We start from the raw sequence: 14,787 nt of genomic DNA on the forward strand, positions 1-14,787 counted from the left end.
CATTTAAATCAGCGAGAGAGCGTGAATTTAGGGGCTTATTACACGCCCCCTTATTTAGTGGATTGCACTTACAAGCTTTTAAAAAAGCATGTTGGTATTGAAAACTATACGCTTTTAGACACCGCATGTGGTAATAAAGAGTTTTTAAAGCTCCACCACCCTAAAAAAATAGGAGCGGATATTGACCCCAAGTGTGATGCTTTAATAATAAACGCTCTAGTTAATCCTAAAAGAGAAAATTATGGCATTAGCCAAGATGAGCCTTTAATCATCGTGGGCAATCCCCCCTATAACGATAGAACTTCTTTTGCCAAACAAAAATTAAAAGATAAAAACTTTCATTTTGAGATAGACCATCATTTGAAATCCCGAGATTTGGGGATAAGTTTTTTAAGATCTTTTGCAATTTTAAAGCCGGCGTTTATTTGCGTGTTACACCCTTTATCTTATCTCATCAAAGAAGCTAATTTTAAGCAATTAAAGCTATTTAAGGATAATTACAGGCTTTTAGACGCTTTTGTTGTTTCTTCTAAATCTTTCACCAAAAGTAACGAATTTCCTATTGTGATAGCTTTATATGAGCGAGGGCGAATGGACTATGCAGAGATTAGGCGTTTTGTTTTTCCAACTGATTGCGATACGACGCTATGCTTAAACGATTTTGACTATATAGCTAACTATGTGGATAAATACCCTAACGCTAAAAAGGTTGGTGCATGCGTGGGCTATTTTTTCCCTATGCGAGACATTAACGCTCTCAAACGCAACAAAACTTTTTTAAACGCACCAAGCGAAAATGCGGTGCGAATCAGTCAAGATAAATTGATTTATTACCAGTATATCCATTATTTTAAGGAAATTGCTCCTAAAATCCCTTATTATTTTGGTAATTTGGATATTATCATTGATCATTTTGCTTTTTTAGAAATTAAAGACGCTTTTTTGAAAGATAAAAGAGCACGTTTAGAATATTTTAAAAAATTGTTTCAAGGACACCCTTGTGAGTTTGATTAAAGTTAGTGGTGATAAAAAAGCGATTGAGATTTCTATTCCTTTAACTTCAATTTCAGGCAAAGTGCGTGTGAAAATCAGACATGCCTTTAGCGATTATGGTATTTCAACAGCGACTAGAAAAATCCCTTTTAGTTTAAAGCATTATATAGAGTGGCAGATCGGTTATGATGTCCCCATTAAAGATAAAGAAAAATTTGAACTCACTACTTTAAAAGATGAAAAATATCATTTTTTAGGGGCTAATAATAAAGTAAAAACTCTCTATGAATTGAGTGAAATGATTTATTACGCTAAGCAATTAGGTTTAATCAGTTTAGAAAATTTAGAAAATACTTTAAAATATTTAGAAAAACAAAAACAATTTATAGAAGATAATTTTATGATCACAAGAGAAAGATTTAGATCGCATCAATTTGGGGGCATGGATTTTGAACTTTCACGCATCTCTTATCCCTTACTCATTCATTCTTTTAGTGATAATCAATTGAGCGAAATAGTTATTAGAGAGCAACAATACGGCTCTAAAACCCAAGCCATGCTGTATTTTTGCTTTTCTATTTTGGAATTAAAAACCGCTACCCCCTTATTAAACAGAACCGCTACACTCAAAGAACATGCTTTTTTAAACCACCCAAGCAGAAATCCCAAACATCTTTAGTGTTTGGGATGAATGCTGCTAATTTGTAGTATAATATCTCCATACATTTGTATCTAGCGTAGGAAGTACGCAAAGTTACGCCTTTGGAGATATGATGTGTGAGACCTGTAGGGAATGCGTTGGAGATCAAACTCTGTAAAATCCCTATGATTAGGGACACAAAGTGAGAACCAAACTTTCCCTATGGGCAACATCAGCCGAGGAAGCCCAATCGCTTTAGCGTTTGGGTGCTTCACCCATCCATAAAACCAACGCTCCCATGTTTTTAGAAATGCTTAAAATTTTTGGGCTTTTAAGCCAAGTGCACCATAACGATGTGTTAAAGATTTTAGAAAAAATACTTCAAAATTAACAATGATACGGATTGATTAAAAAGAAAATACCCAACGCTATAAGACGGGATAAAACCATTTATGAGAAACCACCATGCACCAATAAAACGCGCTTCATAAAGCTATAAAAACAAGGCTAGGCTTTAAACTTGTCGTTTTTCTTTAATGGCTTATGTTATACTAATAAAATACAGATTCAATTGAAGGCATTAAACAACTGCATGGTATTTTTTCGTAAGAAAATTATTTTAAATTTTATCTATTCTTTAATGGTTGCTTTTTTATCCCATGGGGTTCTTTTAAAAGCCGATGGAATGGCTAAAAAGCAAACTCTTTTAGTGGGTGAAAGGCTTGTGTGGGATAAGCTCACGCTGTTAGGGTTTTTAGAAAAAAACCATATCCCTCAAAAACTCTACTACAACCTGAGCTCTCAAGATAAAGAATTGAGCGCTGAAATTCAAAGCAATGTTACCTACTACACCTTAAGAGATGCCAACAACACGCTCATTCAAGCCCTTATCCCTATAAGCCAGGATTTACAAATCCATATTTACAAAAAAGGGGAGGATTATTTTTTAGACTTTATCCCCATTATCTTCACTCGTAAAGAAAAAACCCTCCTTCTTTCTTTACAAACCTCGCCCTATCAAGATATTGTCAAAGCCACCAATGACCCCCTTTTAGCCAACCAATTGATGAACGCGTATAAAAAAAGCGTGCCTTTTAAACGCCTGGCAAAAAACGATAAAATCGCTATCGTCTATACAAGAGATTATCGTGTGGGGCAAGCGTTTGGCCAACCAACCATTAAAATAGCCATGATTAGCTCTCGTTTGCACCAATACTATCTTTTTTCCCATTCAAACGGGCGCTATTATGACTCAAAAGCACAAGAAGTGGCAGGGTTTTTATTAGAAACCCCGGTGAAATACACCCGCATTTCTTCGCCTTTTTCGTATGGGAGGTTCCATCCTGTCTTAAAAGTCAGACGGCCTCATTACGGCGTGGATTATGCGGCTAAACATGGCAGCTTGATCCATTCTGCATCAGATGGTCGTGTGGGTTTTATAGGGGTTAAGGCGGGGTATGGGAATGTGGTTGAAATCCATTTGAATGAATTGCGCTTGGTGTATGCTCACATGAGCGCGTTTGCTAAGGGGTTGAAAAAAGGATCATTCGTTAAAAAAGGGCAAATCATAGGCAGAGTGGGAAGCACGGGTTTAAGCACCGGACCGCATTTGCATTTTGGCGTGTATAAAAACTCCCGCCCCATTAATCCTTTAGGCTATATCCGCACCGCTAAAAGCAAATTGCATGGCAAGCAAAGAGAGGTTTTTTTAGAAAAAGCTCAGCATTCTAAGCAAAAATTAGAAGAACTTTTTAAAACCCATTCTTTTGAAAAAAATTCATTTTATCTTTTAGAGGGTTTTTAATGTCTTATTTTAAGAATGCTTTCAATCAAAAATCTTTAATAGATGATTCCAGTGTGTATTTAGAGCCTTGTTCTAGCTCTAATTTCATAGAATTAAAACGCATGCATTATAATGAAGAGAATACTAAGAAAACATGGGATATTATTAAGTCTTTAGACAGCGTGGCGGTTTTACTCTATGAAAAAGAATCCGATTGTTTTGTGATTGTGAAACAATTCCGCCCAGCCATTTATGCGCGCCGTTTTCATTTTAAGCGCGATCAAGATCAAAATATTGACGGATACACTTATGAATTGTGCGCGGGGCTTGTGGATAAAGCTAATAAGAGTTTAGAAGAAATCGCTTGCGAAGAAGCGCTAGAAGAATGCGGTTATCAAATTAGCCCTAAAAATTTAGAAACCATAGGCCAATTTTATAGCGCGACCGGGTTGAGTGGGAGTTTGCAAACGCTCTATTACGCTGAAGTGCGTGCGGATTTGAAAGTTTCAAAGGGTGGGGGGATTGATGCAGAAAAGATTGAAGTGCTGTTTTTAGAGCGATCAAAAGCTTTTGATTTTATAATGGATTTTCAATACGCTAAAACCACCGGATTGTCTTTAGCCATTTTATGGCATTTAAAAAAGTTTAAAAATGTTTAAAAGGAATTGTATGTTAAGGCTTTTGATGGGACTTCTTTTAATGAGTTTTATAAGCTTGCAATCAGCCTCTTGGCAAGAACCCTTAAGAGTGAGTATAGAATTTGTGGATTTGCCTAAAAAAATCATTCGTTTTCCTGCTCATGATTTGCAAGTGGGGGAGTTTGGTTTTGTCGTTACTAAACTTTCAGATTATGAAATCGTTAATTCTGAAGTGGTCATTATCGCCGTTGAAAATGGTGTCGCAACGGCTAAATTCAGAGCGTTTGAGTCCATGAAACAAAGCCATTTACCCACTCCAAGAATGGTCGCTAGAAAGGGGGATTTAGTCTATTTTAGGCAATTCAACAACCAAGCGTTTTTAATCGCTCCTAATGATGAACTCTATGAGCAAATCAGAGCGACTAACACCGATATTAATTTTATTAGTTCTGATTTGTTGGTTACTTTTTTGAATGGGTTTGACCCAAAAATCGCTAATTTAAGGAAAGCGTGCAACGTTTATAGCGTGGGGGTAATTTATATTGTAACCACGAACACGCTCAATATTTTAAGCTGTGAGAGTTTTGAAATTTTAGAAAAAAGAGAGTTGGATACAAGCGGTGTTACTAAAACTTCTACGCCGTTTTTTTCTAGGGTTGAGGGCATTGATGCAGGCACGCTAGGGAAACTTTTTTCAGGAAGCCAATCTAAAAATTACTTCGCTTACTATGACGCTTTAGTGAAAAAAGAAAAACGCAAAGAAGTGAGGATTAAAAAGAGGGAAGAAAAGATTGATTCTAGAGAAATTAAACGAGAAATCAAGCAAGAGGCCATTAAAGAGCCTAAAAAAGCCAATCAAGGCACAGAAAACGCTCCCACTTTAGAAGAGAAAAACTACCAAAAAGCAGAGCGCAAACTTGATGCTAAAGAAGAAAGGCGCTATTTAAGAGATGAAAGGAAAAAAGCCAAAGCCACCAAAAAGGCTATGAAATTGGAAGAAAGAGAAAAAGAGCATGATGAAAGAGACGAGAGAGAGACTGAAGGAAGAAGAAAAGCTTTAGAAATGGATAAAGGCAATGAAAAAGTCAATGCCAAAGAAAATGAGCAAGAAATCAAGCAAGAAGCCATTAAAGAGCCAGATAATGGAAATAACGCCACCCAACAAGGCGAAAAACAAAACGCTCCTAAAGAGAACAACGCTCCAAAAGAAGAGCCAAAACTCAGTCCTAAAGAAGAAAAACGCCGCTTGAAAGAAGAAAAGAAAAAAGCCAAAGCCGAACAAAGAGCGAGAGAATTTGAACAAAGAGCGAGAGAGCATCAAGAAAGAGATGAAAAAGAGCTTGAAGAGCGAAGAAAGGCGCTAGAAGCGGGTAAAAAATAACATGTTAGACCAACAACACATTAAATATTTTAAAAACTTGGTAGGGGGAGAGGATTTTTTCACTGATTTAGCGCATTTGAACGCTTATTGCTATGACGCTACCAAAGAAAGGCATTTGCCTAGCGGCGTGATTTTCCCTAAAAACGAGCAAGAAATCAGCCAGATTTTAAAATATTGCAACGAGCATCGCATCATCGTTGTGCCTAGGGGGGCTGGGAGCGGTTTTACAGGGGGGGCGTTGAGCGTGAGCGGGGGGCTAGTTTTAAGCGTAGAAAAGCATTTGGATAAGATTTTAGAGATTGACACTAAAAATTTAATTGCTAGAGTTGAGCCGGGCGTGATTAACAAGCATTTCCAAAACGAAGTGGAAAAATTGGATTTATTCTACCCCCCAGATCCAGCGAGTGAAAATCAAAGCACTTTAGGGGGGAATGTCGCTGAAAATGCCGGTGGCATGCGCGCGGCTAAATACGGCATCACTAAAGACTATGTCATGGCTTTAAGGGTGGTTTTAGCGAATGGTGAAATCATAAGGGCAGGCAAAAAAACCATCAAAGATGTCGCCGGCTTTAATGTTGCAGGGCTGATGATCGCTAGTGAGGGGTGTTTGGGCGTGATCTCTGAAATCACTTTAAAGCTTTTAGCCAAACCGCCCCTAAAACAAAGTGCAATGGGGGTTTTTAACCATATTGAAGACGCCATGAATGCCGTTTATAAGACGATGAGCAGTGGCGTTACGCCTGTGGCGATGGAATTTTTGGATAATTTGAGTATCCAAGCGGTTGAAGAACGATTTTCTAAAGGCTTACCCAAAGACGCTGGAGCGATACTCATCACTCAAGTGGATGGCGTGGTGAAAGAGCAGATTACATGGCAACTCAATGAAATAGAAAAGCATTTTAAAGCCAATGGTTGCGTTGGTTTTAAGGTGGCTCAAAACGAACAAGAAGAGCAGGATTTATGGTTTTCAAGGCGTAACGCTTCTCAGAGTATTAGCGTTTATGGTAAAAAGAAATTGAATGAAGATGTGACCGTTCCTAGGGCGAGTTTGCCGAGTTTGTTGCAAGAAGTCGCCAAAATCAGCCAGAAATACGGCTTTAAAATCCCTTGTTTTGGGCATACGGGCGATGGCAATGTGCATGTGAATATCATGCTAGAAGATCCTAAAAGGGATTTAGAAAAAGGCCATAAGGCTATGGAAGAGATTTTTCAGGCCGCCATTAGTTTGGAGGGGACTTTAAGCGGGGAGCATGGCATAGGCTTGTCTAAAGCTAAATTCATGCCTTTAGCGTTCAATCATAGTGAAATGGAGCTTTTTAGGAATATTAAAAAAGCTCTTGATCCTAATAATATTTTAAACCCTTTTAAAATGGGGCTATAAAGTTTAAAAGCAAGGAAAGCGCATGAAAGTCGGTGTTTATGGGGCGAGCGGTCGTATAGGGAAATTACTTTTAGAAGAATTAAAGGGGGGGTATAAGGGATTAGCGCTATCTAGCGTGTTTGTCAGGCAAAAATGCGAAACGGATTTCAGCTCTTTTTCGCACGCCCCTTTAGTAACCAACGATTTAAAAGCGTTTGTGAGAGCTTGCGAATGCGTGATTGATTTTTCTTTACCTAAAGGCGTGGATCATTTGCTAGAGGCTCTTTTAGAATGCCCTAAAATTTTAGTTTCTGGCACGACCGGTTTAGAAAAAGAAACATTAGAAAAAATGCAACAATTAGCCTTAAAAGCGCCGCTTTTGCACGCGCACAACATGTCTCTTGGGATTATGATGCTCAATCAATTAGCCTTTTTAGCTTCTTTGAAATTAAAAGATGCGGATATTGAAATTGTAGAAACGCACCACAATCTCAAAAAAGACGCCCCGAGCGGCACTGCGTTGAGTTTGTATGAAACTTGCGCTAAGGCTAGGGGGTATGATGAAAAAAACGCTCTCACCACTCACAGAGAAGGTTTGCGCTCTAAAGAAAGCATTGGCATAGCCGCTTTAAGGGGGGGCGATGTCGCTGGGAAGCACACGATAGGGTTTTATTTAGAGGGCGAATACATAGAGCTTAGCCATACGGCGACTAACCGATCTATTTTTGCTAAAGGGGCTTTAGAAGTGGCTCTATGGCTTAAGGATAAAACCGCTAAAAAATATGAAATCAACGAGATGTTTGGTTGAACGCTTGAACCTTTTTTGTATAGATGATTCACGCTTCTATAATGGAAATGGAATACCGCTCTCTGTTAGCCTTATTAAAGGGCTTTTACTATATTATTATAAGGCTTGTATTAAAAGGGTTTGTTTTGTAAGGATTGATCTTGCCTTGGGTTAGTAACATATATAATATTTGGCATTTTTTCATCAATATTGAAAAAAGCCCGATCGTTGCAGGCGTCTAAAGGCTAGGGACGATTCACATTTTTACCCACAATTAACAAAAACTTGCTAAAATAAACGAATTTTAACAAGAACAAGAAATAAGAAATGAGCCTTCAAGAAGAAATCAAATGCAATGCTTAAAATATGGTCGGAAGCAAGGTGAGTGCATGAAGCGTTCTAAAAATAGTTTGGTTTGTGTGTGTCATACTTACCATTAAGTATTATTTGCAATTAAGCGTTTGTGATCCACATTGGGAAATAAAATGGAAAACAAATCAATAGGACAGATTTTCAAAGACAGCTTCAAAAAAAGTTTCTTTAGTGGTCTATGGAGTTGCTTAAAATGGAGTTTTATTCTCACTCTGATCAGCTTGGGTTTGTTTCTGCTTGTTTTTAGGTTTCAACCTGAGATTATTAAAAAATACATCAAAGATCCTAAAGATCTACAATTCTACAACGACTTGAGAAAGAAAAATGGTTGGGACAAGTAGGTTTATTATTCCTGAATGATGTCAGTTGTCAAACAAAAGCGTCGGTTTTGATTTAAATTATAAAGTAGTGCTTGTATGAATAGTATAAAAATACTTTTTTTTGATATACTTAAGCGATTGATTTCAATTTGAAAGGAAACGCATGAAATTTTTTACAAGAATCACTGACGGCTACAAGAAAGTTGTAGTAACTTTAGGGCTAGCGATGACAACCAATCCTTTAATGGCGGTCAACAGTCCTGCAGGAGGCGTTAATGAGACTAAAACTTTGGTTATTCAGATCATTTCTGTTCTAGCGATCGTAGGTGGTTGCGCTCTAGGGGTCAAAGGCATAGCGGATATTTGGAAAATCTCTGATGACATCAAAAGAGGTCAGGCGACTGTTTTTGCTTACGCGCAACCCATAGCTATGTTAGCGGTGGCAGGCGGTATTATCTATTTGAGCACTAAGTTTGGCTTCAATATTGGCGAGAGTGGAGGAGCTAGCTAAATTGATCAACAATAATAATAGCAATAAAAAACTGAGAGACTTTTTTTTGAAAGTTCTCTTAAGTCTCGTTGTTTTCAGTTCGTATGGGTTAGCAAATGACGATAAAGAAGCCAAAAAAGAAGCACTAGAAAAAGAAAAAAACACTCCCAATGGGCTTGTTTATACGAATTTAGATTTTGATAGTTTTAAAGCGACTATCAAAAATTTGAAAGACAAGAAAGTAACTTTCAAAGAAGTCAATCCCGATATTATCAAAGATGAAGTTTTTGACTTCGTGATTGTCAATAGAGTCCTTAAAAAAATAAAGGATTTGAAGCATTACGATCCAGTTATTGAAAAAATCTTTGATGAAAAGGGTAAAGAAATGGGATTGAATGTAGAATTACAGATCAATCCTGAAGTGAAAGACTTTTTTACTTTCAAAAGCATCAGCACGACCAACAAACAACGCTGCTTTCTGTCATTGCGCGGAGAAACAAGAGAAATTTTATGCGATGATAAGCTGTATAATGTTTTATTGGCCGTATTCAATTCTTATGATCCTAATGATCTTTTGAAACATATTAGCACCGTAGAGTCTCTCAAAAAAATCTTTTATACGATTACATGTGAAGCGGTATATCTATAAAGAGAGGGGTGTTTGTGGCAAGCAAACAAGCTGACGAACAAAAAAAGCTAATCATAGAGCAAGAGGTTCAAAAGCGGCAGTTTCAAAAAATAGAAGAACTTAAAGCAGACATGCAAAAAGGTGTCAATCCCTTTTTTAAAGTCTTGTTTGATGGGGGGAATAGGTTGTTTGGTTTCCCTGAAACTTTTATTTATTCTTCTATATTTATATTGTTTGTAACAATTGTATTATCTGTTATTCTTTTTCAAGCCTATGAACCTGTTTTGATTGTAGCGATTGTTATTGTGCTTGTAGCTCTTGGATTCAAGAAAGATTACAGGCTTTATCAAAGAATGGAGCGAGCGATGAAATTTAAAAAACCTTTTTTGTTTAAGGGTGTGAAAAACAAAGCGTTCATGAGCATTTTTTCCATGAAGCCTAGTAAAGAAATGGCTAATGACATCCACTTAAATCCAAACAGAGAAGACAGGCTTGTGAGCGCTGCAAACTCCTATCTAGCGAATAACTATGAATGTTTTTTAGATGATGGGGTGATCCTTACTAACAACTATTCTCTTTTAGGCACAATCAAATTGGGGGGCATTGATTTTTTAACCACTTCCAAAAAAGATCTCATAGAGTTACACGCTTCTATTTATAGCGTTTTTAGGAATTTTGTTACCCCTGAATTCAAATTCTATTTTCACACTGTTAAAAAGAAAATCGTTATTGATGAAACCAATAGGGACTATGGTCTTATTTTTTCTAATGATTTCATGCGAGCCTATAATGAGAAGCAAAAGAGAGAAAGTTTTTATGATATTAGTTTTTATCTCACCATAGAGCAAGATTTATTAGACACTCTCAATGAACCCGTTATGAATAAAAAGCATTTTGCAGACAATAATTTTGAAGAGTTTCAAAGGATTATTAGAGCCAAGCTTGAAAACTTCAAGGATAGGATAGAACTCATAGAAGAGCTATTGAGTAAATACCACCCCACTAGATTGAAAGAATACACCAAAGATGGCGTTATTTACTCCAAGCAATGCGAATTTTACAATTTTTTGGTGGGAATGAATGAAGCCCCTTTTATTTGCAACCGAAAAGACTTGTATCTCAAGGAAAAAATGCATGGTGGGGTGAAAGAAGTTTATTTTGCCAATAAGCATGGAAAAATCTTAAATGACGATTTGAGTGAAAAATATTTTAGCGCTATTGAGATTAGTGAATACGCCCCTAAATCACAGAGCGATTTGTTTGATAAAATCAACGCTCTAGACAGCGAATTTATTTTCATGCATGCTTATTCGCCTAAAAACTCACAGGTTTTAAAGGACAAACTGGCTTTCACCTCTAGAAGAATTATTATTAGTGGAGGCTCCAAAGAGCAAGGCATGACTTTGGGTTGTTTGAGCGAATTAGTGGGTAATGGTGATATTACACTAGGCAGTTATGGTAATTCTTTAGTGTTGTTTGCTGATAGCTTTGAAAAAATGAAACAAAGCGTTAAGGAATGCGTCTCTAGTCTTAACGCTAAAGGTTTTTTAGCCAACGCAGCGACTTTCTCTATGGAAAATTACTTTTTTGCCAAACATTGCTCTTTTATCACGCTTCCTTTTATTTTTGATGTAACTTCTAATAATTTTGCTGATTTCATAGCGATGAGAGCGATGAGTTTTGATGGCAATCAAGAGAATAACGCTTGGGGCAATAGCGTCATGACACTAAAAAGCGAGATCAATTCGCCTTTTTATCTGAACTTCCACATGCCTACTGATTTTGGTTCAGCTTCAGCAGGACACACTTTGATACTTGGCTCAACAGGTTCAGGTAAGACAGTGTTTATGTCAATGACCTTGAACGCTATGGGACAATTTGCTCACAATTTTCCTGCTAATGTCAGCAAAGACAAGCAAAAGCTCACTATGGTCTATATGGATAAAGATTATGGCGCTTATGGGAACATTGTCGCAATGGGTGGGGAGTATGTCAAGATTGAGCTAGGGACAGATACAGGATTAAATCCTTTTGCTTGGGCGGCTTGTGTGCAAAAAACAAATGCAACAATGGAACAAAAACAAACAGCTATTTCTGTTGTCAAAGAGCTTGTGAAAAACTTAGCAACCAAAAGCGATGAAAAAGATGAGAATGGCAACAGCATCTCTTTTAGCCTAGCAGATTCTAACACGCTTGCAGCGGCAGTAACCAACCTTATCACAGGAGATATGAACCTAGATTATCCCATCACTCAACTTATTAATGCTTTCGGAAAAGACCACAATGATCCTAATGGGCTTGTCGCGCGATTAGCGCCTTTTTGCAAATCAACCAATGGTGAATTTCAATGGCTTTTTGATAATAAAGCAACGGATCGCTTAGATTTTTCAAAAACGATTATTGGCGTTGATGGGTCAAGTTTCTTAGACAATAATGATGTTTCGCCCTTTATTTGTTTTTACCTTTTCGCTCGTATCCAAGAGGCAATGGATGGGCGTAGATTTGTCTTAGATATTGATGAAGCTTGGAAATATTTAGGCGATCCAAAGGTCGCTTATTTTGTAAGAGACATGCTAAAAACTGCAAGGAAAAGAAACGCTATTGTCAGGCTTGCGACTCAAAGCATCACTGATCTTTTGGCTTGCCCTATTGCTGATACGATTAGAGAACAATGCCCTACAAAGATTTTTTTGAGAAACGATGGAGGCAATCTTTCTGATTACCAAAGATTAGCTAATGTTACAGAAAAAGAATTTGAAATCATCACTAAGGGACTAGATAGGAAAATTCTCTATAAACAAGATGGAAGCCCTAGCGTTATCGCTAGTTTTAATTTGAGAGGCATTCCTAAAGAATATTTGAAAATTTTATCCACAGATACTGTATTTGTCAAAGAAATTGACAAGATTATCCAAAACCATAGTATCATAGATAAATATCAGGCCTTGAGGCAAATGTATCAACAAATAGAGGAGTATTAAAATGAAACAAAATTTGCGTGAACAAAAATTATTGAAAATTTTAGAAAATGATGTCTTGACGATTTTGGATAGTTTTTCTAATTATCTTTTTGAACTGAAAGAAGAATTGGACTTCATAGAAGAAGAAATGGAAGGCGAAATCACTGAACAAAACCTTACCACTCTTTATGATTTTTCTAATTTCTTAGAAGACCATGTCAATGTGTTTTATGAGAATGTTTTAAATATAGATGATGTCAAAACAGAACACCTTTATTCAGGTCTCATAGACAGTCTCAATGTTAATCTTCACTTTGTCAAGTCATTTCTCAATAATCAGGATTTAGATTTCCGCTTTTTTAAAGAAATAAACGATGGGCAAGATCCCCAAAAAACATTATCAAGATTAATTCCTCTTCAAAGTGGGAAAAATGATGCAAGCTCGTTTAAAGCCAATAATTCTTTTGTATCATTAGTTTATGTTTATACTTTCTTCATGCTAGAAACTATCATGCAGTCGTATAGGATTCTCAGGTTACTAGAAAAACCTATCAATAACAACATAAGCGAGGATATGCAGAGCGATATAGAGAATTTTTTTGTTCAAGCGAATTTTTTAGAATACTATGTTCAGAACAAAATATACCCAACCAATCATGCCTATGACTTCACGCATTTGATCATGGACTCCATTGTTCCTAATTGGATTCAGGTTGATATGAGCGTTGAAGCTAAAAAGAAAGAGCTTTTTGAAAAATATTTTCAAAACATTGATGAAGTAACAAACAAAATGCTCGATCAAAAAAATCAAAACAAAAGTAACGATTGAGTGGCGTTAATGCGCTAGAATAATGCTAAAAATAAGAATAAAGGAGTCAAAAGTATGAAAACGAATTTTTATAAAATTAAATTACTATTTGCTTGGTGTCTTATCATTGGCATGTTTAACGCTCCGCTTAACGCTGACCAAAACACTGATATAGAAGATATTAGTCCTGAAGATATGGCACTAAATAGCGTGGGGCTTGTTTCTAGAGATCAACTAAAAATAGAGATCCCTAAAGAAACCCTAGAACAAAAAGTGGCCATACTCAATGACTATAATGATAAGAATGTTAATATCAAGTTTGACAACATAAGTTTAGGGAGTTTTCAACCTAATGATAATCTAGGTATCAATGCGATGTGGGGCATTCAAAATCTTCTCATGAGCCAAATGATGGGCGATTACGGTCCAAACAATCCTTTCATGTATGGTTATGCACCAACATACTCAGATTCATCGTTTTTACCACCAAGCTTTGGAGGGTATTAACATGGCAGGCACACAAGCTATATATGAATCATCTTCTGCAGGCTTCTTATCGGAAATTTCCTCAATCATCTCAAGCACAAGTGGTGTTGCAGGGCCATTTGCAGGAATAGTAGCGGGTGCTATGTCAGCAGCGATTATTCCTATTGTTGTGGGATTTACTAATCCGCAAATGACCGCTATCATGACCCAATACAATCAGAGCATCGCTGAAGCCGTAAGCATGCCTATGAAAGCCGCTAACCAACAATACAACCAATTGTATCAAGGTTTTAACGATCAAAGCATGGCTGTGGGGAACAATATCTTAAATATCAGCAAATTAACAGGGGAATTTAACGCGCAAGGCAACACGCAAGGCGCACAAATTAGTGCTGTTAATAGTCAGATTGCAAGCATTTTAGCGAGTAACACCACCCCTAAAAATCCTAGCGCTATTGAAGCTTATGCGACGAATCAAATCGCTGTTCCTAGCGTGCCAACAACGGTTGAAATGATGAGCGGTATATTAGGCAATATTACAAGCGCAGCACCAAAATACGCCCTAGCTCTACAAGAACAACTGCGTTCTCAAGCAAGCAACAGCTCAATGAATGATACAGCCGATTCCCTTGATAGCTGTACCGCTTTAGGTGCGCTTGTTGGCTCATCAAAAGTGTTTTTTAGTTGCATGCAAATTTCTATGACGCCCATGAGTGTTTCTATGCCCACTGTTTATGCCAAATACCAAGCGTTAGCCACTAATGCCCTAACTTCAGGCGTTAATCCTATGACCACTCCTGCATGCCCTATTGGGGACAAAGTTCTTGCCGTTTATTGCTATGCTGAAAAAGTAGCAGAAATTTTGAGAGAATACTATATAGAATTTGTGAAAAACAATACCAATTTGTTGCAAAACGCTTCTCAAATGATACTTAATCAATCAGGATTAGCTACTAGCACCTATGACACTCAAGCGATTTCTAACATAAGCTCGCTATATAATTACAATATAGTAGCGAATAAATCTTTTTTGAAATCGCATTTGACTTACCTTGATTACATCAAAGACAAGCTTAAGGGGCAAAAAGATAGCTACTTAACAGAAAGGGTGCAGACTAAAATAATCGTGAAGTGAGGAAAG

At 37.1% G+C, this 14,787-nt stretch carries 17 protein-coding genes; 16 read left to right on the forward strand and 1 reads right to left on the reverse strand.

The window, feature by feature from the left end:
* The first annotated feature begins 21 nt into the window (after positions 1 to 21).
* From DQL14_RS03640 to cagG, 15 genes are all read left to right on the forward strand, one after another.
* The gene (locus DQL14_RS03640) at positions 22 to 1,014 is read left to right on the forward strand and encodes an adenine methyltransferase (protein ID WP_108169853.1); all 993 of its coding nucleotides are present in this window, start codon (positions 22 to 24) and stop codon (positions 1,012 to 1,014) included.
* Entirely contained in the window at positions 1,001 to 1,672 is a 672-nt protein-coding gene (locus DQL14_RS03645; protein ID WP_108169854.1) for a R.Pab1 family restriction endonuclease, read from the forward strand. The genes DQL14_RS03640 and DQL14_RS03645 overlap by 14 nt, the downstream gene beginning before the upstream one ends.
* Before the next feature lie 271 nt (positions 1,673 to 1,943).
* Positions 1,944 to 2,024 carry a R.Pab1 family restriction endonuclease gene (locus tag DQL14_RS03655; protein WP_231952929.1) on the forward strand — a complete coding sequence of 27 codons (81 nt, stop codon included), beginning with the start codon at positions 1,944 to 1,946 and terminating at the stop codon, positions 2,022 to 2,024.
* A 201-nt stretch (positions 2,025 to 2,225) separates the two neighbouring features.
* Positions 2,226 to 3,437 carry a peptidoglycan DD-metalloendopeptidase Csd3 gene (csd3, locus tag DQL14_RS03660; protein ID WP_108169856.1) on the forward strand — a complete coding sequence of 404 codons (1,212 nt, stop codon included), beginning with the start codon at positions 2,226 to 2,228 and terminating at the stop codon, positions 3,435 to 3,437.
* A complete protein-coding gene (locus tag DQL14_RS03665; protein ID WP_108169857.1) occupies positions 3,437 to 4,075 on the forward strand; it encodes an NUDIX hydrolase in 639 nt (212 codons plus the stop codon). The genes csd3 and DQL14_RS03665 overlap by 1 nt, the downstream gene beginning before the upstream one ends.
* Positions 4,076 to 4,085: 10 nt before the next feature.
* Entirely contained in the window at positions 4,086 to 5,435 is a 1,350-nt protein-coding gene (gene pgbA, locus DQL14_RS03670) for a plasminogen-binding protein PgbA (protein WP_108169858.1), read from the forward strand.
* Position 5,436: 1 nt separating this feature from the next.
* Complete coding sequence (glcD, locus tag DQL14_RS03675) at positions 5,437 to 6,816, forward strand: glycolate oxidase subunit GlcD (protein WP_108169859.1); 1,380 nt, start codon at positions 5,437 to 5,439, stop codon at positions 6,814 to 6,816.
* Between the two features lie 22 nt (positions 6,817 to 6,838).
* Positions 6,839 to 7,603, forward strand: coding sequence for a 4-hydroxy-tetrahydrodipicolinate reductase (gene dapB, locus DQL14_RS03680; RefSeq protein ID WP_108169860.1), 765 nt, complete (start codon positions 6,839 to 6,841; stop codon positions 7,601 to 7,603).
* On the forward strand, positions 7,578 to 7,757 hold the full coding sequence (locus DQL14_RS08530; protein ID WP_108169861.1) for a hypothetical protein: 180 nt from the start codon (positions 7,578 to 7,580) through the stop codon (positions 7,755 to 7,757). The genes dapB and DQL14_RS08530 overlap by 26 nt, the downstream gene beginning before the upstream one ends.
* A gap of 310 nt (positions 7,758 to 8,067) precedes the next feature.
* Positions 8,068 to 8,295, forward strand: coding sequence for a cag pathogenicity island protein B (cagB, locus tag DQL14_RS03690; RefSeq protein ID WP_000428884.1), 228 nt, complete (start codon positions 8,068 to 8,070; stop codon positions 8,293 to 8,295).
* 142 nt (positions 8,296 to 8,437) lie between these two features.
* The gene (gene cagC / locus DQL14_RS03695) at positions 8,438 to 8,785 is read left to right on the forward strand and encodes a cag pathogenicity island type IV secretion system protein CagC (protein ID WP_108169862.1); all 348 of its coding nucleotides are present in this window, start codon (positions 8,438 to 8,440) and stop codon (positions 8,783 to 8,785) included.
* A gap of 4 nt (positions 8,786 to 8,789) precedes the next feature.
* The gene (gene cagD, locus DQL14_RS03700) at positions 8,790 to 9,413 is read left to right on the forward strand and encodes a cag pathogenicity island type IV secretion system protein CagD (RefSeq protein ID WP_108169978.1); all 624 of its coding nucleotides are present in this window, start codon (positions 8,790 to 8,792) and stop codon (positions 9,411 to 9,413) included.
* An 8-nt stretch (positions 9,414 to 9,421) separates the two neighbouring features.
* On the forward strand, positions 9,422 to 12,373 hold the full coding sequence (gene cagE / locus DQL14_RS03705) for a cag pathogenicity island type IV secretion system ATPase CagE (RefSeq protein ID WP_108169863.1): 2,952 nt from the start codon (positions 9,422 to 9,424) through the stop codon (positions 12,371 to 12,373).
* 1 nt (position 12,374) lies between these two features.
* On the forward strand, positions 12,375 to 13,181 hold the full coding sequence (cagF, locus tag DQL14_RS03710; protein ID WP_108169864.1) for a type IV secretion system chaperone CagF: 807 nt from the start codon (positions 12,375 to 12,377) through the stop codon (positions 13,179 to 13,181).
* A gap of 54 nt (positions 13,182 to 13,235) precedes the next feature.
* Positions 13,236 to 13,667, forward strand: a complete 432-nt coding sequence (cagG, locus tag DQL14_RS03715) for a cag pathogenicity island type IV secretion system translocation protein CagG (protein ID WP_108169865.1) — start codon at positions 13,236 to 13,238, stop codon at positions 13,665 to 13,667.
* Here cagG and DQL14_RS08630 read toward each other — a convergent pair.
* Positions 13,641 to 13,850 carry a hypothetical protein gene (locus DQL14_RS08630; RefSeq protein ID WP_231952912.1) on the reverse strand — a complete coding sequence of 70 codons (210 nt, stop codon included), beginning with the start codon at positions 13,848 to 13,850 and terminating at the stop codon, positions 13,641 to 13,643. The genes cagG and DQL14_RS08630 overlap by 27 nt on opposite strands.
* On the opposite strand from DQL14_RS08630, the gene DQL14_RS03720 reads away from it, so the two are divergent.
* Positions 13,837 to 14,781 carry a hypothetical protein gene (locus DQL14_RS03720; RefSeq protein WP_033601444.1) on the forward strand — a complete coding sequence of 315 codons (945 nt, stop codon included), beginning with the start codon at positions 13,837 to 13,839 and terminating at the stop codon, positions 14,779 to 14,781. The two genes, DQL14_RS08630 and DQL14_RS03720, sit on opposite strands and share 14 nt — an antisense overlap.
* Positions 14,782 to 14,787 lie beyond the last annotated feature (6 nt).

The sequence above is a fragment of the Helicobacter pylori NCTC 11637 = CCUG 17874 = ATCC 43504 = JCM 12093 genome, assembly GCF_900478295.1.
Classification (GTDB): Bacteria; Campylobacterota; Campylobacteria; order Campylobacterales; family Helicobacteraceae; genus Helicobacter; species Helicobacter pylori.